A 19709-nucleotide genomic window follows, 5' to 3' on the forward strand; every position below is an offset into this window, starting at 1 on the left:
ATATAATGTTCATCACATAGGAAACTGAAAACCGTTTACGCCGGGCTTGAATAGATTCTCACCAAGCGTCCCGATCTTACAGTCCTTCGAAGATTTCGATGTCTTTGCTGTCAGCTGTCAGTTGAACAATAGCCTTTTTTGTCTTAGAGGTCTTTCCATAAGTCATTCCTCTTCTTTTGGTCTTTCCATCTAAGTTCATGGTGTTCACGCTGGCAACCTTTGCACCTGGGAACATCTTCTCAACAGCTTCTTTGATCATAGCCTTGTTAGCATCTGTGTGCACAATAAATGTGTACTTCTTGGACGCCATAGCGTTCATGCTCTTCTCAGTTACTACAGGCTTCTGGATTACGTCGTAATACTTAATATCTGCCATTATGCGTACACCTCCTCGATTGCTGCAACAGCAGTCTTGGTAGCAACAACTGTGTTGTACTTTAAGATATCGTATACGTTGATGGTGTTAGCAGAAGCAGTCTTAACAGCAGCGATGTTTCTTGCGCTCATTACTGCGTTTGCACTGTCGTCGCCAACAACTACAAGAGCTTTGGATACCTTTAAGTTATTTAATACAGTCTGGAATTTCTTTGTCTTGATCTCATCAAACTTTAATTCGTCAACAACGATGAACTTATTCTCATTCACTCTGCTGGTCAGAGCGGACTTAAGAGCAAGTCTTCTTTCCTTCTTGTTAAGTTTGATTGTATAGTCTCTAGGTGTAGGAGCAAATACAACTCCACCGCCTGTCCACTGAGGAGATCTTGTTGAACCCTGTCTTGCATGACCGGTTCCTTTCTGCTTCCACGGTTTTCTTCCGCCGCCAGATACTTCTGCACGTGTCTTTGCTTTCTGTGTGCCCTGGCGCTTATTTGCAAGCTGGCTTACGACTGCCATGTGTACGAGATGCTCATTTACATCTACACCGAACACTGCATCGTTTAACTCTACTGTGCCAACTTCTTTACCTTCCATATTGTAAACAGATACGTTTGCCATCTGTGTGATCCTCCTTTCTGATAAAAGCATTAGTTAGATGCTTTTACTGTTTCCTTGATTGTTACTAAAGACTTCTTAGGTCCTGGTATCGCACCCTTAACTAAAATCAGGTTGTTTTCTGCATCAACCCTTACGATTTCAAGATTCTGGATTGTTACCTTCTTGTTACCCATCTGGCCAGGCATTTTCTTGCCCTTGAATACCTTACTTGGATCAGAAGCTGCACCGTTGGAACCTGCATGACGGTGGAACTTGGAACCATGAGCCATAGGTCCTCTGGACTGTCCGTGTCTCTTAATAGCACCCTGGAAACCTTTACCTTTGGAGATTGCGGTTGCATCGATCTTATCGCCTGCTGCGAAGATCTCAGCCTTGATTTCATCTTTTACAGAATACTGATCAGCATTCTCAAGCTTAAACTCTCTTACGTATCTCTTGTAAGATACACCGGCCTTATCAAAATGGCCTTTAATTGGCTTGCTGACAAGCTTTTCTCTCTTATCAACGTAACCAACCTGTACTGCACTGTAACCATCGTTCTCTACAGTCTTAACCTGTGTTACCACACAAGGACCAGCCTGAAGAACTGTTACCGGAGTTAAGACTCCGTTTTCATTGAAGATCTGTGTCATTCCGACCTTGGTAGCTAAAATACCCTTCTTCATGTTTTTACCTCCTGTTTGTTAATTCTACAGCGGATTGCTTTCGCAATCATCCTAGAACAGTCCAATATACGTGGAACACTATGACTCCGCCTGGCGGAGATGTTGATTCCTTACAGGAAAAAGTGTTGCTTCTATATTAAAACCCTTCAGGACATGCATGGAATACTTTCCACAATGTTTTGGATGAAGATTATTTGTTCTTCATCTTGATATCGATGTACACACCTGCCGGCATTTCCAGTCTGGATAATGCATCAACAGTCTTCTGGCTTGGTGTAATGATATCAATGAGTCTCTTATGCGTTCTCTGCTCGAACTGCTCTCTTGAATCTTTGTACTTGTGAACCGCTCTTAAGATGGTTACCACTTCCTTCTTGGTTGGTAACGGCACCGGTCCGCTCACTTTTGATCCTGTCTTTTTTACAGTGTCGATGATTTTGCCCGCAGACTGATCAACCAACTGATGATCATACGCTTTTAATGTGATTCTCATTACTTGACTTGCCATAAAAAAAGTCGCCTCCTTTTCGCACTTAGTAGAAGTACGACAAGCGGTGACTGTACACGTTCCCGTGTGTGTCATCAAAGACCCCACACTGACTTCCTATTATAATAAACAGGATTTTAAATTGTACAGTGACTTGTCGCCAGTTTCCTAACTTGACATTCGCTCCACGGAAAACCTGCTTTTATAAGCAGCAACCTCACGTTTCACAGCTATCATGCCACAGCCTTTGTATATTAACATATTTTTTTTTACATTGCAAGCACTTTTTTCAAAAAAATGGCGCAAAATCTGATTTTCCAGGTTTTGCGCCTTTGCTCGTTCTTTTTCTAATTCCAGATCGGTTCTGTAGGGGTTCTGCCTTCTCCGCTTGGATTTTCGTCATCCACTTTTAATAAATTTCCATTGCTTCCGGTCTTATATTTTACACCATCAGAGTTCTTTACCGTTGTATTTTTGGATACCTTACCGGAAGTGTTTACCACATAGGTGGTAGTGGTGCTTCCTGTAGGAATGGCAATGGCCTCATATTTCGTTCCTTCATCCGCACATTGAAGCTTGCCCATATAATAAAGGTAACTATCTTTAACACCGGTATAACCGCGGCCGCTGTCGCTGAAATAATAGGTAGCTTCGCTGCCGTCACCTTCAATTACCTTTACCCTGCCCTTCTGCATGGTGCTGGTCTTCTTATCTCCAAAATAGAATGCCGTATATTCTGATGTATTTCCAATCATCACCTTCTGCAGTCCATAGACAGGATTACCAAGGTTATTAAACAGATAGGTCTTGTCATTAATTTTATTTATATTCTGAGTGCTGGCGTTTCCTTCTTTCGGACCGGTCTTTGGAATTCCTGAACTTGAGAAATAAAACCATTCTACACTCTCTTCATAACCAGAAAGATCCTGAGGCGGTTCCACGGAATACCAACCCACTCTCAGCTTACCGTTGCTGTCATAATACTTATAATTTTGGATCTCATACTCCGCATTTTCAACTCCAACGTTCTTCCAACCAGTCTGAAGCGCTCCATCTGAGTCAAAGCAGTAAGCGACACCGTCAATCTTATAGGTAGCATAATCCCCTGACGTATCCTTTGGAACATACTTTTTACCGCTGTCATTAAAATAATACCATGACTTTCCGTCGTCATTATCCCCTGGAGTGACACGGTCCTCATAATCATTACCGCTCGGTGAAAAAAGCTTCTGCCAGCCGGTACGCATAGCTCCGTCTGTTCCGCAATAATACATGTCATCAAGGACCCAGCCGGTCTGCATCTCACCGTTCGGATCAAAATAATACCATTTGTTATTGATCTTAGACCAGTTATCCATAATAGCTTTTCCGCTGCTGCCGAAATAATACCACTTATACTGGGAACTGCCTGAATCCTGAAACTTCATCCATTTATCCGTAACGAGAATTCCGTTAGAGTCCATATAGTAGGTATTTTCCACCCATGTATTTACGGACATCTCCCCATAGGTATTTAAATAACGCCAAAGGTTGTCCGCTCCCTTTTTCCAGGTGTTCGTCACCTTATTCCCGCTTGTATCATAATAAACCCAAGTGCTTCCAGACTGAGCCCAACCTTCCGCTGCATAAGACTCCACAGATGCGGCACCAACTGTCAGCATGGCGGTAACTGCCAGCATGATGAGACCTTTTCTTTTCATATCTTCACTCCTTACAGGGATTTCCTTTTTTGCTATAATTTATTTTAACAATTAATCTCAGATTATTCAACTGTTTTAATCTTTCAATTCTATTACGAAATTATTTCCCTTGTCTTTTCTGTATTTTTAACTATTATTAACTCGATTAAAAACAGGCAAACGAACAGGACTGAATCCTGTTAAAACAGAATTCAGTCCCTTTAAGTTGCTTAAGTTAAAAGACTCAGCCATTCTTATTAAAACCAATTGCAGCCATTGTTCCAGCCCCAGTTGCAGCCATTGTTCCAGCCCCAATTACATCGGTTGCAGCATCTATTATTCCAGCCGCAACCACAGTTACTAGCAGAAAAGCCTATATTAAAACAGCACATAAATTTACACCTCATTATCTTAAATTATACTATATTATATAGGACAAAAGACAAGGTGTGAATATCGGCATTTTCCCATCAATTCTCCGTACTTGACGCTCCTGCCTCTATCCAGTATAATCAAGGAAGTTCAAATTTGCCTTTGGCTCATTGAACGGATTATTTGAGAAAACTACTATTAACTATTTATGGAAAGGGCGGCACCAATTATGTGGATTGCAGACGGCTGGAAAGATTATGAAGTGATAGACTGTTCAGAAGGAGAAAAGCTTGAACGCTGGGGAAATTATCTCCTTGTACGTCCTGACCCACAGGTTATCTGGTCCACTCCCAAAACGGAAAAAGGCTGGAAAAGAATGAACGGCCACTACCATCGCAGCGCCAAGGGCGGCGGCGAGTGGGAATTCTTTGACCTTCCGGAACAGTGGACAATCAGTTACAGGGATTTAACCTTTCAATTAAAACCCTTCAGCTTTAAGCATACAGGACTTTTTCCTGAACAGGCAGCAAACTGGGACTGGTTCAGTGAAAAAATAAAGAAGGCCGGACGGCCTGTAAAAGTGCTTAACTTATTCGCCTACACCGGAGGTGCTACTCTGGCAGCAGCAAAAGCCGGAGCTTCTGTCACTCATGTAGATGCATCTAAGGGTATGGTCGGCTGGGCCAAGGAAAATGCCCGTTCCTCCAATTTAGATTCCGCTTCCATCCGCTGGATCGTGGATGACTGCGTAAAATTCGTTGAAAGAGAGATCAGAAGGGGAAACCATTACGATGCGATCATTATGGATCCTCCTTCTTACGGAAGAGGGCCGAAGGGCGAAATCTGGAAAATAGAAGACGCCATTCATCCTCTTGTTCAGCTTTGCGCCCAGCTTTTATCCGATAAACCATTGTTTTTCCTAATCAATTCCTATACCACAGGATTGGCCCCTTCTGTATTAACCTACATGATTTCCATCGAGGTAAAACAAAAATACGGCGGCTTCGTTCAGTCCGGTGAAATAGGACTTCCGGTCACAAGCAGCGGGCTCCTTCTGCCCTGCGGTGCATCCGGAAGATGGTCGGCAGACGCTTAGAAGCCTTATCAGCGCCCTCCGTTTAACAGACACCACAGGCTCGGAAGAAAACGTCTGAAAAACCGGCTGATCTGATAACTGAAGAAAACACAAAAAAGAGGCATAAGCAGAAAAAGCCCAAATGGCACTGCTGAAACAGTCGGGAGCAGCAATGCTCCCGTTTTGTTAATAAGCCTCACTATAGCAAAGTGTGTGGCGTACAGAAAAAAATTCTGCTTCATCCATTCTTTTGCCTCGATCAGATATCTCTCCGGTACCAAAAGCCACAATCCCACTGGTATAAGAAGCCGGAAACATACGTCAGAAGCCGCCATCTCACCTTTGATATCTCCCGGAAAATCAACCCAATGAAGAAAAAAGGCTGCCATAATAACTGCGGCACCTGCTTCAAGATATTTTATATTCCAGGACCCTTCTACAATCTTTTTCCCATGAATTGCGGCAAAAGCCCCGAACGAATAATAAAATAAAGCATCCAGGTTTAAAAAAGGAAGCATGCCTCCCATATAGATTGCAGCCAGAATTCCTGCAAGAAAAAGGCAGCCTATTTCCTTCCGCTTCACAATGATATAAATAAGGGGAGCCAGAAGGATTAACTGGATCAGCTGGTTTAAATACCAGAATACATAGTTATAGGTATAATTAAGGACTGATTCGGCCGCCATGGTAAATGTAAAAGGCACTACTCCCTTTCCAATGACATCTGAAAGCACCGGGATCCGGCTCCCAATGACATATCCAAGATAATAAAGAAAATTCCATACGATATAGGGAACCATGACACTCCGTATTCTGGAATTCCACTTTACCATGAGGCGATCCAGTGTAAAGCCGCGAAAGAACAGATAGGAGGAAATCAGGAAGAACCCCGGTACGGCAATCTGTGCCACCGTGCCTCCTAAAAACCGTTCCATCCAGTCTGTCTTATAAGCCAGTTTCGTGCTGCCTAGGAACAGCACCGCATTGTAAGAGTGAACCCATATGACCAGAAAACTATATAGAAATGTAAACCATGTAATCTTATTTCGAAAATATTTTTCTTCCATGTGAGCCCTCCCTCCTCTCTGCATTTTTATATTTTATCACAGGACAAGAAGCTTTATCAAACTATTTTCATCAAAATAATTTTGACTAGTCAATCCGAATGATGTAAGATTTTTACATTTTTTGCATTTTTTTCAAACATACTGCGTAGAGTATATGATATAATAGGAGCACTTTCAATGATTGCTTTATATATAAGGAGATAGAAACCATGAAAAAAATAACTCGCGCTGCCTGTCTGATCCTAGTCCTACTTCTTGCAGGCTTGCCCCTCTTTGGCGGCCCGGCTGCCGGAAAAGGCACTGAATCGACCAGAACCAGCGCACTTTTAGCACATTCTTCAGACAGCGGACAAGCACTGCATACTCTGGCCCTTGGTCCCGGCCTTATAAACTTATCCCCCGCGGATGAATTTTCCACTTACCAGTGGGGACTAAAAAATGACGGGGAATTTCGTCTTATAGAGCTAAAATCCAAATTTAAGTCCATTGATAATATTTATGATGGACGGAATTCAAAAGACGGTACCATGAAGCCCGGTCCCGGAGACTATGAATCTACAGTGATCGGTGCTGTCACTGGAATCGATATTAACATACAGCCTGCATGGAAGCTTTATGATCAGGCTGAGAGCAAGCGCTCTGTCATTGTCGCCATCATCGATACCGGCATTGATATCAACCACCAGGAGCTTAAAGATGCCATCTGGACCAATCCCGGCGAGATTGATGGGGATGGAATTGATAATGACGGCGACGGGTATGTAGATGATATTCATGGCTGGAATTTTTATTCCGGAAACAACCAGGTCTTCACAGGCAGCGAGGACAGCCATGGAACCCATGCGGCAGGAACCATCAGCGCCGCCCGGGGAGCCTACGGCATTGCCGGGATCACGGATAATAACTACATAAAGATCATGCCTTTAAAGGCCCTGGGAGGCGAAGACGGACTGGGATCCCCGGATGCGGTGATCCAGGCGATCCATTATGCCGAGGCACACGGCGCTTCCATCTGCAACTTAAGCATGGGAACCAATGCCTACAGCGAAGAACTGGCCCAGACCATGAAAAATTCCAGCATGCTGTTTGTGGTATCCTGCGGTAACGGCGGGGTCTCCGGACTTGGATATGATACAGATATCTACCCTGTTTATCCGGCTTCCCTTCCCTATGACAACATAATCTCCGTAGCAAACCTCATGTTTGACGGGACCTTAAGCAGTGATTCCAACTATGGCGCAACCAGCGTTGATATAGCCGCCCCAGGCAGCTACATTTTAAGCACTGTTCCAGGTAATGCCTACGGTTTTATGAGCGGCACTTCCATGGCAGCCCCCATGGTAACTGGTGTAGCCGCCATGCTCTATTCTTACAGGCAGGACATCTCCCTGTCTGATGTAAAAACGATTCTTTTAAATTCCAGCAGGAAGCTGGATACCCTAACCGGAAAGATGGTAAGCGGAGGACTCCTAGACGCATACGGAGCCCTAACTTCACGATAGCAACGAGCAATGCGAAATAAGACAGAAGAAGATTTTCATTGTGCTTGCACATAAGAAAATCTTCTTCTGTCTTATTTCATAGGGCGAATGCCCGTGAGCCAGCGGATCTGCAAGATTCGCTGGCTGCACTGCGGACTTCACCTACAATATTAATTTCACTCCAAGCCCCTTCTGAACATAGGGCAAATATTTCATATGAGAGTCATGAACCTGTCCAATGATATTTACTCTATCCTCTCCAGGCAGATCAACTCTGGCGATTTCAAGTTCTCCCATATACCTTAAATAATTTTCATTAGAAATGCAGATACTTCCCTGCTTCCTTACTTGTGACTGATTCTCATGATCCGGTTTAATGTTCCGATCGTACTGTCTTGATTCCTGGGAACGGATAACATATTCGCTGGAATCCGGTCTGTCATGATGAATGATGTCTCTTACAAATTCATAGGGAGAAAGTATGTCTGCCTTAAGTTCCACATAATCATGGCTTAAGCATTGAATATCCTTCCAGTCCTTTTCCTCCACATCCACATCACCAATCAGCACCACATCGCAGAACCCGTCATAGAAGAGCTCCAGCATGTTCAAAAGCACCTGGTCTTTCCTCTCCCGGTGTTCTTCCACCGTGGGAAGACCTTCAAACAAGGGGCCTCTCAGCTCCAGATTCCCAGGCACAAATGCCATGGTAGTAAAACCAAGATATTGAAGCCTCTGATTCATTTCCTTTGTCCGTTTCAGTGACAAGGCGGTGAACTGCTTTGGATAAAAGTTATGGCATGCTGCAAATCTGGTAAAATCTGCCCCATACTTTTTCCACTCTAAAAGTTCCTCCTCCATAATGGTGGAGGCATTAAATACCACATAAAAATCCTTTGAAATCTCTACCGTCTCTTTTGCATCAAAGCCATAATCAAGGCGGACATGGGTGATTCCAAGCTCCTTTAACTCTGCAATGCTATCTGTTTCAAACTTTTCCAGGGTTTCCGGGCCCACATCTACAATGAGATTTAAGCCACCTTCCCTGCACATGCTCAGAAGCTTAAGTACATCCGAACGGTAATCGATTCCTGTTTCTTCTGGAATGTGGAGTGAAGTAAATGCATACTTCACTCCGCTCTTTATCGCTTTCTTTATTAAGCGTTCATTCTTTTCCATTCCACTTGAAAAATAGATTGAAATTCCTGTATTCATTTATTCTCCATATACTTCGTTGATTCTGTCCTCATCCACTCCGAAGAAGTAGGTTACCAGGAAGCCGCCTGCATAAGCAATGAGCATTGAGATTATGAAACCAATCTGCTGTCCAGGCTGAACAATCAACAAACCAAACAAACCGGATACACCCTGAGAAACAGTACCAATGTGCATGAGAGCTGCAACAGCTCCACCGAATCCAGCACCAATGCAGGCAGTGATAAAGGATCTGCCAAGAGGCAGGGTTACTGCATACATCATAGGCTCTCCGATTCCAAGAATACCTACTGGTATGGAATCACGGATATATCTTTTTAATTTTGCGTTCTTTGTCTTTACATACAGTGCAATACCGGCACCTACCTGACCGCCGCCTGCCATCATAAGGATAGGAAGGAGATAGTTAATTCCTTTTGTTGCACCCTCCGGGTCATTTAACAGAGCATGAATTGGGGTCAATGCCTGGTGTAAACCTACAGCTACCAGAGGAAGGAAACCTGCTGATAAAATATATCCTCCTACAACGCCCATCTTTTCATATACAAAGCTTAAGAGGGCAAAGATTACTTTTGTTAAGCCTGCGCCTAAAGGCTGAATTACCAACAGGGCAACAATACCGCCAATAATAAGTACTAAGAGAGGGCTTACGAATGTATCAATTAAATCAGGCATACGCTTTCTGATATTCTTTTCAAGAAAAGCAAAGAATGCGCCTGCGATCAGTGCCGCTAAAAGACCGCCGGAAGCCGGATTAAAAGCTGTATTAGTAATAGGAAGAAGAATCTGAGCATCATTTACTGTTGCAAGCAGAGGCATACCCGGATTGGCAATGGACATGGCACCTGCAATCGCTCCAAGTACACCGGAACCGCCAAATTCCTTTGCTGCATTGAATCCAACTAAGATGGGCAGGTAAGCAAACAGTGCCCAGCCCATGGTCCGGATACATTGATACCACCATACTCCTAAAAGTGATCCGCCGGTAGAAACATTAATAACATTACAGATACCATTGATTAAACCTGCTGCAATGATTCCGGGAAGCAGTGCTACGAAAATATTAGAAATCTTCTTTAAAAATCTCTGTACCGGTTTATCATATTTTGCCTTTTGAAGGGCTTTATTTTCCTTTGCAACTTCATTAATATCCTGATCCGATCCGTTCTCAGCCTGGCCTTTAGGAAGACCTGTCAGCTTATAAAATTCGTCCAATACCTTATTTACTTTTCCCGGTCCAAATACAATCTGGAGCGTGTCACTTTCAACAACTCCAAGAACTCCCTCTACCTTTTTTACGCCTTCAACATCAGCCTTAGATGTATCTCTTAAACCGACACGAAGCCTTGTCATGCAGGCAGCGTTGGAAGTTATGTTCGCTTTTCCCCCAAGCAATGTTAATAATTGTTCACTGATTTGCTTATAATTCACGATAATCCTCCTTTGAATATATATTAGTTACTTAAAATATCTTATAACTCCTTTCTTTTATTTCAAAGCCTTTCGGATCTTCCCTCCGGCTTGTGATAACTTTTGTCTTGCATCCTCTGGATCACAGTCCAGCAAAATCATTGTAATAGCAGTTTTAACATGTCCTTCTGCCAGTTTTAATACCTTTTCGGCCTCTTCCCTGGTACAGCCAGTTGCTGTCATCACAATGTTCTGTGATCTTACAACAAGCTTTTCATTGCTCTGCTTTACATCCACCATAAGATTTTCATAGGCTTTACCGATTCCAACCATGCTTCCTGTTGAAATCATATTAAGGATCATCTTTTGTGCTGTTCCTGCCTTTAATCTGGTTGATCCGGTCAATACCTCAGGTCCGGTCACCGGTTCTATGGCAAGATTTGCTTTTTTACCTACATCAGATCCTTTATTACATGCAATGGCTACGGTTTGACACCCTGTTTTATTTGCATAATCGAGGCCATAGATTACATAAGGAGTTCGGCCGGATGCTGCCAGACCGATCACTATATCCTTAGAAGTAAGACCAATCTCCTTTAAATCTGCCTCACATAAGGTTTCACTGTCCTCGGCTCCTTCTACCGCCGCTACAAAGGCTTTGTCTCCTCCAGCAATCAGGCCTACCACCATTTCCCTGGAAACACCAAAGGTGGGCGGACATTCTACCGCATCCAGTACTCCCAGACGACCGGAGGTTCCTGCTCCAATGTATATGATACGGCCTCCTGCATTCAGGCTGTCTGTTGCCCATTCAATCGCTGTGGCAATCTCTGAAATCACTTCCTCCACGGCTTTAACGGCCTTTGCATCTTCCTGGTTCATGATGGCCGCAATTTGAAGCGGTGACATTTCATCTAGGTTTATGGTATCCGGATTGCGGGACTCTGTTGTCAGCACTGACAAATCAATCATGCTCTGTACTTCCTTTCTTCTGTATATAATTTTTAGTAAATTTACTCATACACACATCATAATTTCGATTGACATAAGCAGTAAAAAAAATGTCTATTACATTTAATTGTGAAATTCGGGAAGACATGGCGCCGCTTCGGTGAATCAGCTCTGTTGCCGCAACAGGAAGAACGAAATCAGCCTCTAAAGCCAGTTCCGATTCCACTGCCCTTGTTATGGCGATTACCTTTGCCCCGTTTCCTTTTGCTTCCTTCACGCATTGAAGGACTTCTTCCGTAAGTCCTGAATAGCTGATGGCAATAGCCAGGTCACCTTTTCTTAGATTTCTGGCACCCAGTAACTGTGTATGCCAGTCATCGCAGACATTGCATATCACATCAGCCCTAAGGAGCTTCAAGTACAAATCTCTTGCTGCCAGAAGGGATGTTCCCAGTCCAAATAATGTAACAGTCCTGCTGTTTTCCAGCAGCTTCACACATTCTATTACAATCTTAGGTTCTATAAGCTTTTGAGTGGTTTCCAGGGATTCGATATTTTTCTTTGTGACCTTATAAATAACGTCCTCTATGGAATCTTCCCGCGTGATCTTCTGAAATGCAATGTCCCTGCTCTCCTGGAATAATGCCACCTCATAAGCAAGGGTATTCTGAAAATCCTTATATCCTTTACAGCCCAGTTTCTTGCAAAGCCTTACAACCGTTGCAGGAGAGGTATAAGTTTCTCTGGCAATCTCCTTAATACTCTTTCGGAGGACTGATTCAGGATTTTTGTTCAGTCTTTTTATCAGCTCTTTTTCCGCTTCTCCAGCATCCTGAAGATAGCTTTCAATCCTTACAAGTAGACCCTTCATGCATTTCTTCTCCTTTCTTTAAAGCCAGAAGAAATTTTACATTTTATTTACCTAATATCATTCTAGCCTTGTTGTATCATTTTTTCAATATATCCAATGATTTATGAAACTTTTTTTCATACTATGATGCTTTAACTAGAACCCATTCTATTTCTGGGACGCAGAAACCGCCTTTAAAATAATTTTAAAGGCGGTTTCTATTCTTAAATAGCTAAATATTCGTTGCACAATTGTCTATGCTTATTTCTCCAATGACCTCCAACGGAAGTTTGGAATGACATCAGACCATTTCTCGATTCCTACGATGGATTTGGCGAACTCCGTTGATTCCAGCGTGTATTTCTTTTTATCAATATCCCTGAATACCTGCCAGATTTTACGGCGTCTTGTGGCTACAATATCATCTCCCCGGTCCATTGAACATTCCCATAGTCCAAAGGATAAGCCGCTCCGCACTTCCAGAGGAGCATCCACCTGGCGGCTAAGAATATAAGCATCAATATAAGGATTGCTGTCAACCATGTAATAAGAATAAGCATAGGCGGCAGCCTGAATCTGAGCTACATTGCCTCTTGACTGGCTTGTTGCCGTAAATCCCTGTTCTGTCAAAATAATGTGGCGCACATGACCGGCGGGAGCTTTTAAAGCATCCTGAGTAAAGTAATCCGTCAGAGTGGTAAGGTTCTTAAAGTTAATAACCGGAGAGTTAAAATCATTGGTAATTAATCCGGTCTGGTCATCATCCCAGAATTCCGGCTCCGTCATCGGACATGGATAAGGATGATAGGATAGCCCCCAGTCCATCTGCCCCTGTTCATTGGCAATGGAATTAAAGGTATCTACAATCGCCCTTCCGCCGTATTTCAGCTTATTATCAATCTCATTGTTCCAGTTATAATCCAGGGAGTAATATACACGGTCATTGGCACTGGTACTCTTAATGGCTGTGTAGAAAATCCGGAAAGCATCCTGGTAAGCCTGTACGTAGCTGTTAATATCCCTGGCCCCCATATAATTCCACTGCTGGTTATTGATCTCATTGCCGATGATCCAGTTGGATATCTTCCCGTGGTTTGGATTGGAACCATTGTAACGCTCCGCTAAAAAGGAGGCAATGGCTCTCGTCTGGTCCAGTCCCTCCGGGGTTGCCGGATTGAACATGTAATAAAAGGCATTGGCATTTTTCGTTGTTCCAGGATAGATCAAATTCGGTTCAGCATCATTCCAGCCATTTAAAATAATAGCGGTTACTGTCATGCCTTTCCCGGATAAAGCACTGATCGTCTCATCATAACTTGTGATGGCATTCTTATCAAAATGATAGGTCTTTCCATCGTACTGGTAATCAATTCCCTGGCCCAGGATCTGGTGAAACGAGATATTGGTGGCAACGTGCTTCACACCTAATTCAAAGGCATCACCCAGCATGTTAAGCTGAATGTTAAGGCCCTTCTTGGTAAGAGGATCATTGAATGGCTGGGTATTTTCCGCAACCATTTCAGGGTTTGTAATATAATGAGGTTTGCTGATTTCAATATATTTTGTTCCATCCCAGACAGCAATGACGAATTTACTGTAAAGTCTGTCCTGGGCCGTATTACGGTTTAATGGAAATGTAAAGGTAACCCTGTTTCCCGGCGCTGCGGAAGCCGCATAATCGATTCTGCCGTCGAGATTGTTCTGGTAAGGCTGAAGCTCCACCAGATAAAGGACACCATCCGTTCCCCCCATATCAGCATTGATATCTGCCTGAATTGTTACACTGTTCTTATCAGAATTGACCAGGCAAGACTGGATCGTCGCCTGCACTCCGGCGGCACCTACATCCGCCAGCGAAACAAAAGCAGTGGCACAGCATAAAAATGCAGCGGTTAAAAATCCGGTCACTGCCCTGCTTATATTTTTTTCCTTCATCTTCGCATCCCTCCATGTTGTCTTAATCAGGTTCTTTACAATGATAACCAATTTTCCTGCTTTTTACAATAACGTTTTTATTACGTATTTGTAAAAAAAACTTAAGACCAAGGGCATTTCAACGTTTTCTTATCCTATTAAAAGGCGGCTGCCAGCATTATCTGCCGCAGCCGCCTTTTTTATTTAATCGTTCAGACGGTATCAAGCCTTAACCTACTTTCCGGTTTCTAAGGAAAACATCTCCTTAAGCTTTTTCCCATCAAAAATGTGGTTATATACCAGATATTCATAGTTCTTTATCAGGTCACTGTATGGATTTTCCGGATTATTTAAGGCTTCCCAGGAATAGTAGGTCCCCTCTTGATCGAAGCATCCAATAGGGTGTACGACTGGAAATGTCTCTTCCATCTTAAGAAGAAACTGCTGATAAGGCGTCATCGTGACCCCGGCTCTCTTTAACACTTCGGAAGAAAGATAAATGGCTCCCATTTTTCCTTTTTCCTCCGCCTGCGTCTTATAATTGGTCCAGATCATAAACGGAGTCTGGTACCACATCAGCCGGTCCTGATTCTTTACAAGGCTGCTGGGTATTCCTGAAATTTCATCAAAGAATTCATCTTCCACGCTGGGCTGATGATCCCCAAAAAGAACGATCATGGTAGGCTCGGAGCTTTGCTCAAAATAAGAAATCAAATATTCCAGCGCTTCATCTGACCGCTTCATAAGAGATAGATACTGGTCAGCCTTTGGATACTTTCCTTTTAGATCTCCGGTCAGCCATACCTCCTGATCGAAATCATCAAACAGTGTGTCATAGCCTCCATGGTTCTGCATGGTTACATTAAAAAGAAACAGTTTATCCTCCGGATTCTCCTTGGATTCCACTCTTTCTATCAACTTTTCGTAATCTGCACGGTCACTGATATAGTTTCTAAGCAGCTCACTGCCTTCATAATCATCTATATCCAGAAATTCATCAATTCCCATGTTCAGGTAGCATTCCTGACGGTTCCAGTTCTCTTTTGGATACGGGTGCATGGCAACCGTATCATATCCCTGGGATTTTAATGTACTTACAAGGCTGTATGTATTGGGTTTGACATTAAACTGGTAAGCAATGCTGTTCGCCGGAAGCTGGGAGATCGAATCTCCTGTCAGAAATTCAAACTCAGAATTACTGGTCAAAGATCCAAATACAGGAACACTGAGGCTTCCCTTCACCGTATTTTCCTTTAAACTGTTTAAGAAAGGAAAGTACTCCTGATTCGTTTCAAAATTTCCTGCTACTTTTAAGTCGGAATAGCTTTCATTCATAATACAGATGATATTGACTGGAGTTGTCTTATCTTCTCGATCCACGTCAACATCTCCAGCTGAGGCCAGAAGGACCTGATTGTCCTCTTTCACAGAATCGTAAATCTGCTTTACCTTTGCAAAGCTGTAACCCTTTGGTTTTTTCTTCACCGCATAATTAAAGGAAACAGCCGTTGAAAGCACATATCCATATTCCTGATAGGATTCACTGACCTCCCACATATTAATTTCCAGCCCTTTATACGGGATTAAGCACGTGTAAAACCATAAAATAAAGCTTAGGACAACACCGGTACTTCCTCCGGCAAAGACCAGGCGTTTGTTCCTGCCCCTTACTCTTATAGGAACTATCAGGGCAAAGAGACAGATTGCCTGGACTCCAAGACAGGCAAGGTACATTTCCTTTGTGAAGACAAATTCATAATTTCCTGCCACACTCATAGCCGTCCGCAGAGCCAAAACATCCCAGATCATAATGGGCCTTCCCCGAAAGCCTGTAACCAGATATTCTGCTACAGAAACAATATACAGAAAAACCGCAGTAAACGGGATCCCTATCCTGGTGCTGCCGCTGACAGCAAACACAGCAAGATATAATAAGTAGATCCAGCCTATATTTAAAACAGCCATGGACAGGGAAATGGTCGGCAAATTGCCAGTCACATATTCAAACAGAATATAAGATGCACAGGGAATCAAAAGCAAGATGACAGTGGTTATAAACATCCCTGCGATTTTACACCACTTTTGTATCCGTTCTCTTATCACTTAAAACATCCTCTTTTTCCATTTTTAGAATGATTTAATGGTACCACAAAGAAGCTTTGACAGCAATATACAATTTATGACAATCGTTCATTCCTGTACCGACTTTCCTGATGAACGCACTTTCTAACATCTCAATAACAGGCCATAGGCAAGTGAAAAAACATTATTGAATTTTTAATAAACGATACATGTCATCGAGGGGATTTTCTCTTTCTTTCAGATCAGGCCACGCATGAATACCATCGTCGTTTTTTCTTGGAATTATATGAAAATGAAGATGCGGCACTGACTGCTCTGCATCCGTTCCGCTGGCATTTAGCAAGTTCACTCCGGTATAGCCGCAATGGTCAACATAGTGATTTGAAATTCGTTTAACAGCACTCATGACATGTCCAAGAGTTTCATCGCCGCAGTCAAGAATATTAACCATATGGGTTTTAGGAATGACGATTGTATGTCCGTCAACCTCCTTTCCGATATCCAGAAACGCCAGTGTATGGTCATTCTCAAATATTTTATAACATGGCAGTTCCCCGTTAATTATTCTACAAAAGATGCATTCTTTCACGATATTCACCTAACCTTTTTATTACATAATTTTATCAAATATGATACCAGTAATCAATTGATTTATTTTATAAAATATTGCTGACAAAAGAAGAAAGAGCCAAGCCCCTATCGATAGAGGGCTTAGCTCTCACTTGTAAAGTGTTTTATTATAGATTTTTCGGTCCAAACCCCATGGGCAGAAGTTCCTTTAAAGAAAATATCTGATACTCATCTCTGCTTGCCGCTAATATAATCTGAAATGTTTCCGGGTCGCAGAACTCCATCATTACCTGACGGCAGACTCCGCAAGGGGCTGTAAGCCCTGTAGGGATCCCCTCTTTTCCTCCAACGATACAGATTGCTTTAAATTCCTTATCTCCCTGGCTGACCGCCTTAAAAAATGCCGTGCGTTCCGCGCAGTTGCTTGGGGTATAGGCTGCATTTTCGATGTTGCAGCCCTGATACAAAGTGCCGTCAGCTGATAAAAGCGCCGCTCCCACCTTAAATCCTGAATATGGAGTATACGCTTTGCCCATAGCCTCAAATGCCTGATCAATCATTTCCTTTACCGGAAGTATCATTTCTTCTTTCATTTCCAACCTCCTGGTCACAACCCTCTCCCAAAATCATGTTTTTCTATAATCTACAATTCCAGGGCGATTTCTATCATTTTTCCAAATCCAAGCTGCCTCTCCTCTGCGCTCAGTTTTTCCTCTCCAAAAACAAGATCGGATATCGTCAGCATGCAGAGAGCTTTTTTACCGGCTGCAGCCGCATTCATATACAAAGCCGCAGTTTCCATCTCAACAGCCAAAACTCCCATGTTGCGCCACTTGTCATTAACTCCGCCATCAGCATTATAAAAGATATCGCTGGACAGTACATTGCCCACAACAGCTTTCGTTCCCTGCTTTCCGGCCGCTTCTGCCGCTCTGGCAAGAAGCTCATAATCAGCAATCGGTGCGAAGGTACCCGGAAGTCCATACTGGTAAGCATAATTGGAATCCGTGCACGCTCCCATGGCGATCACTACATCCATAAGCTCTACCTTATCCTGAAGGGAACCAGCGGAGCCAATGCGGATGATCTGGTCTACATCATAAAAATGGTACAGCTCATAGGAATAAATTCCCATGGACGGCATTCCCATTCCGCCTCCCATAACGGTAATTTCCTTCCCCTTATAGGTTCCCGTAAACCCGAGCATGTTCCGTACCGACGTTACCTGAACCGGATTTTCCAGATACGTTTCCGCAATATACTTTGCACGTAATGGATCCCCTGGCATTAAAACTGTTTTTGCTATTTCACCTGTTTTTGCCCCATTATGGGGAGTTGGTGTCATCTCCATTTGATTTCCTCCTCTTTTTATGATTCTTCCTGCCGTATCATCAGACGGATGGCTTCTACTGCCGTTCGGATGGCCCCATCCGTATCATGCACGATTGGATTTTCAAGACCAAGTCTGGCTCGTTCCTGGTTCGCTAATACAAGGAATATGGAACCAACCCTTACCTTAAGCGCACTGGCCGCAACAAACAGAGCCGCAGACTCCATCTCCGAAGCCTTGCACCCCAGCCTCATCCAGGCCTCCCATTTGTTTAACAGTTCATAAGATACTGGCTTTGTTTCCGGAGAATGCTGTCCATAAAATGAGTCCTTACACTGGACAACTCCTACATGATAGGGCTTATCCAGAGCTTTTGCCGCAGCCGCCAGGGCACCTGTCACATTAAAATCCGGGACTGCCGGAAACTCAATGGGGGCGTATTCCCTGCTGGTTCCTTCCATGCGGATGGCTCCATTTGCAATAACTAAATCCCCGCTTTTTACCTCCACATCCATTCCGCCGCAGGTACCGACTCGGATGAAGGTGTCTGCACCGGACATTACCAGTTCCTCTAAGGCAATAGCTGCCGAAGGACCGCCAATCCCTGTCGATGTGACGCTGACTAACTTACCGTCTAACGTACCGGTATAGGTCACGTACTCCCTGCTGTCTGCGATCAGTTTGGGATTGTCAAAATACTTTGCGATGAGGGCACAACGTTTGGGGTCTCCGGGCAAAATGACATATCTGCCCACATCCCCTTTCCCAACCTGGAGGTGATACTGTTTTCCTTCTGTTTCTGAATAATTTGTCATACTTAATCCACCCTTCTTTATATCTCATTTTCATCAATTTTTTCTGCAACCATCGCCTTAATCCGCCGGTACTGCTCTTCATCGATAATAATGGTCCTTCCTTCCCGGGAAATATACCCTTTCTCCTCCATCTGGCTGACGCACCGGTTCACGGTCTTTATGCAAAGACCTGTACTGTTTGATAGATCTTTTCTTGCCAGCTGTATGCGGCAGGTCCCCCGGTGGGATGATTTCCGGTAAATCTCCATAAAGAGCAGGAACAGCCTGTCACTTCCCTGTAAAAATAAAAACAGACGTTCCTTCCTGACCTGCTCTAACAGGTAAACACCCATGGCCTTTACCTGTTCTAAAACCGCATGAATATCTGAAAGCATCCAGCGGCTGAACTGATCCTTGGATACACAGAGGAACCGGCAGTCCGTTTCTGTCACCAGGGTCGTCCGGTACAGCTCAAAGCCCATGAGAAATTCCATGGCTCCAAACACCTCCACCGGATAGAATCTGGTATAGTCGTAGGCGATTTCCTGAACCCTGTAATCCGTAGCCTTTACAACACCTTCCACCAGAATATAAATGGTATCCACGGTTTCATTTTCGTGAATGAAGGTGGTGCCCTTTTTTAAGTTTACTATCTTAAAGGCTTCCAGGAGCCATTTAGGCGCATTGGCCAGATAATTATTTAAGTATTCCCGCGGCTCACTGTGAAGTTCATTGATTAAAGACATAGCATCGTTCACGATCTTGCTCCTT

At 43.5% G+C, this 19709-nt stretch carries 19 protein-coding genes; 2 read left to right on the forward strand and 17 right to left on the reverse strand.

What is annotated here, in order from left to right; translation table 11 throughout:
* Positions 1-76: 76 nt before the first annotated feature.
* The 5 genes from rplW to ACHZES_RS11440 form a co-directional block, all read right to left on the reverse strand.
* On the reverse strand, positions 77-376 hold the full coding sequence (gene rplW / locus ACHZES_RS11420) for a 50S ribosomal protein L23 (protein WP_038281356.1): 300 nt from the start codon (positions 374-376) through the stop codon (positions 77-79).
* On the reverse strand, positions 376-996 hold the full coding sequence (rplD, locus tag ACHZES_RS11425) for a 50S ribosomal protein L4 (protein WP_038281357.1): 621 nt from the start codon (positions 994-996) through the stop codon (positions 376-378). The genes rplW and rplD overlap by 1 nt, the downstream gene beginning before the upstream one ends.
* Positions 997-1025: 29 nt before the next feature.
* The gene (rplC, locus tag ACHZES_RS11430) at positions 1026-1661 is read right to left on the reverse strand and encodes a 50S ribosomal protein L3 (protein WP_038281358.1); all 636 of its coding nucleotides are present in this window, start codon (positions 1659-1661) and stop codon (positions 1026-1028) included.
* Positions 1662-1851: 190 nt separating this feature from the next.
* Positions 1852-2169, reverse strand: coding sequence for a 30S ribosomal protein S10 (gene rpsJ, locus ACHZES_RS11435; RefSeq protein WP_013274341.1), 318 nt, complete (start codon positions 2167-2169; stop codon positions 1852-1854).
* 326 nt (positions 2170-2495) lie between these two features.
* Positions 2496-3848: a cell wall-binding protein gene (locus tag ACHZES_RS11440; protein ID WP_038281359.1), complete on the reverse strand. Its 1353-nt coding sequence runs from the start codon at positions 3846-3848 to the stop codon at positions 2496-2498.
* Positions 3849-4428: 580 nt separating this feature from the next.
* Between ACHZES_RS11440 and ACHZES_RS11445 the strand changes: the two genes are divergently transcribed.
* Positions 4429-5295, forward strand: coding sequence for a class I SAM-dependent methyltransferase (locus ACHZES_RS11445; protein ID WP_154524691.1), 867 nt, complete (start codon positions 4429-4431; stop codon positions 5293-5295).
* An 8-nt stretch (positions 5296-5303) separates the two neighbouring features.
* On the opposite strand, the gene ACHZES_RS11450 is transcribed toward ACHZES_RS11445, so the two are convergent.
* The gene (locus ACHZES_RS11450) at positions 5304-6341 is read right to left on the reverse strand and encodes an acyltransferase family protein (protein WP_154524693.1); all 1038 of its coding nucleotides are present in this window, start codon (positions 6339-6341) and stop codon (positions 5304-5306) included.
* Positions 6342-6550: 209 nt separating this feature from the next.
* Between ACHZES_RS11450 and ACHZES_RS11455 the strand changes: the two genes are divergently transcribed.
* Complete coding sequence (locus tag ACHZES_RS11455) at positions 6551-7843, forward strand: S8 family peptidase (RefSeq protein ID WP_154524695.1); 1293 nt, start codon at positions 6551-6553, stop codon at positions 7841-7843.
* A 141-nt stretch (positions 7844-7984) separates the two neighbouring features.
* Here the strand turns inward: ACHZES_RS11455 and ACHZES_RS11460 are convergent, their stop codons facing one another.
* The 11 genes from ACHZES_RS11460 to ACHZES_RS11510 all read right to left on the reverse strand — a co-directional run bounded on the left by ACHZES_RS11460 (position 7985) and on the right by ACHZES_RS11510 (position 19696).
* A complete protein-coding gene (locus tag ACHZES_RS11460) occupies positions 7985-9037 on the reverse strand; it encodes a MupG family TIM beta-alpha barrel fold protein (protein ID WP_154524697.1) in 1053 nt (350 codons plus the stop codon).
* Positions 9038-10468 carry a PTS transporter subunit EIIC gene (locus ACHZES_RS11465; RefSeq protein WP_038281364.1) on the reverse strand — a complete coding sequence of 477 codons (1431 nt, stop codon included), beginning with the start codon at positions 10466-10468 and terminating at the stop codon, positions 9038-9040.
* 57 nt (positions 10469-10525) lie between these two features.
* On the reverse strand, positions 10526-11419 hold the full coding sequence (gene murQ / locus ACHZES_RS11470) for an N-acetylmuramic acid 6-phosphate etherase (protein ID WP_395548930.1): 894 nt from the start codon (positions 11417-11419) through the stop codon (positions 10526-10528).
* The gene (locus tag ACHZES_RS11475; RefSeq protein WP_038281366.1) at positions 11412-12269 is read right to left on the reverse strand and encodes a MurR/RpiR family transcriptional regulator; all 858 of its coding nucleotides are present in this window, start codon (positions 12267-12269) and stop codon (positions 11412-11414) included. The genes murQ and ACHZES_RS11475 overlap by 8 nt, the downstream gene beginning before the upstream one ends.
* Positions 12270-12509: 240 nt before the next feature.
* On the reverse strand, positions 12510-14183 hold the full coding sequence (locus tag ACHZES_RS11480) for a DUF5722 domain-containing protein (protein WP_154524701.1): 1674 nt from the start codon (positions 14181-14183) through the stop codon (positions 12510-12512).
* Positions 14184-14396: 213 nt separating this feature from the next.
* Positions 14397-16223, reverse strand: coding sequence for an LTA synthase family protein (locus ACHZES_RS11485; protein ID WP_154524943.1), 1827 nt, complete (start codon positions 16221-16223; stop codon positions 14397-14399).
* A 205-nt stretch (positions 16224-16428) separates the two neighbouring features.
* A complete protein-coding gene (locus ACHZES_RS11490; RefSeq protein ID WP_404820369.1) occupies positions 16429-16842 on the reverse strand; it encodes an HIT family protein in 414 nt (137 codons plus the stop codon).
* 139 nt (positions 16843-16981) lie between these two features.
* Positions 16982-17407: a cytidine deaminase gene (gene cdd / locus ACHZES_RS11495; RefSeq protein WP_038281369.1), complete on the reverse strand. Its 426-nt coding sequence runs from the start codon at positions 17405-17407 to the stop codon at positions 16982-16984.
* Positions 17408-17457: 50 nt separating this feature from the next.
* Positions 17458-18165: a purine-nucleoside phosphorylase gene (gene deoD / locus ACHZES_RS11500; RefSeq protein WP_154524703.1), complete on the reverse strand. Its 708-nt coding sequence runs from the start codon at positions 18163-18165 to the stop codon at positions 17458-17460.
* Between the two features lie 17 nt (positions 18166-18182).
* Entirely contained in the window at positions 18183-18959 is a 777-nt protein-coding gene (gene udp / locus ACHZES_RS11505) for a uridine phosphorylase (protein ID WP_038281371.1), read from the reverse strand.
* 17 nt (positions 18960-18976) lie between these two features.
* Positions 18977-19696 carry a Crp/Fnr family transcriptional regulator gene (locus tag ACHZES_RS11510; RefSeq protein ID WP_395548931.1) on the reverse strand — a complete coding sequence of 240 codons (720 nt, stop codon included), beginning with the start codon at positions 19694-19696 and terminating at the stop codon, positions 18977-18979.
* Between the last annotated feature and the right edge of the window lie 13 nt (positions 19697-19709).

The sequence above is a fragment of the Lacrimispora sanguinis genome, from assembly GCF_044987295.1.
GTDB lineage: Bacteria > Bacillota > Clostridia > Lachnospirales > Lachnospiraceae > Lacrimispora > Lacrimispora celerecrescens_B.

Coding starts and splice junctions, on each gene's coding strand:
- ACHZES_RS11440 (WP_038281359.1), bottom strand. CDS start 3,848: ATGAAAAGAAAAGGTCTCATCATGCTGGCAGTTACCGCCATGCTGACA.
- ACHZES_RS11460 (WP_154524697.1), bottom strand. CDS start 9,037: ATGAATACAGGAATTTCAATCTATTTTTCAAGTGGAATGGAAAAGAAT.
- rplD (WP_038281357.1), bottom strand. CDS start 996: ATGGCAAACGTATCTGTTTACAATATGGAAGGTAAAGAAGTTGGCACA.
- udp (WP_038281371.1), bottom strand. CDS start 18,959: ATGACAAATTATTCAGAAACAGAAGGAAAACAGTATCACCTCCAGGTT.
- deoD (WP_154524703.1), bottom strand. CDS start 18,165: ATGGAGATGACACCAACTCCCCATAATGGGGCAAAAACAGGTGAAATA.
- rplC (WP_038281358.1), bottom strand. CDS start 1,661: ATGAAGAAGGGTATTTTAGCTACCAAGGTCGGAATGACACAGATCTTC.
- ACHZES_RS11480 (WP_154524701.1), bottom strand. CDS start 14,183: ATGAAGGAAAAAAATATAAGCAGGGCAGTGACCGGATTTTTAACCGCT.
- ACHZES_RS11475 (WP_038281366.1), bottom strand. CDS start 12,269: ATGAAGGGTCTACTTGTAAGGATTGAAAGCTATCTTCAGGATGCTGGA.
- murQ (WP_395548930.1), bottom strand. CDS start 11,419: ATGATTGATTTGTCAGTGCTGACAACAGAGTCCCGCAATCCGGATACC.
- rplW (WP_038281356.1), bottom strand. CDS start 376: ATGGCAGATATTAAGTATTACGACGTAATCCAGAAGCCTGTAGTAACT.
- ACHZES_RS11485 (WP_154524943.1), bottom strand. CDS start 16,223: ATGTTTATAACCACTGTCATCTTGCTTTTGATTCCCTGTGCATCTTAT.
- cdd (WP_038281369.1), bottom strand. CDS start 17,407: ATGAAAGAAGAAATGATACTTCCGGTAAAGGAAATGATTGATCAGGCA.
- rpsJ (WP_013274341.1), bottom strand. CDS start 2,169: ATGGCAAGTCAAGTAATGAGAATCACATTAAAAGCGTATGATCATCAG.
- ACHZES_RS11445 (WP_154524691.1), top strand. CDS start 4,429: ATGTGGATTGCAGACGGCTGGAAAGATTATGAAGTGATAGACTGTTCA.
- ACHZES_RS11450 (WP_154524693.1), bottom strand. CDS start 6,341: ATGGAAGAAAAATATTTTCGAAATAAGATTACATGGTTTACATTTCTA.
- ACHZES_RS11455 (WP_154524695.1), top strand. CDS start 6,551: ATGAAAAAAATAACTCGCGCTGCCTGTCTGATCCTAGTCCTACTTCTT.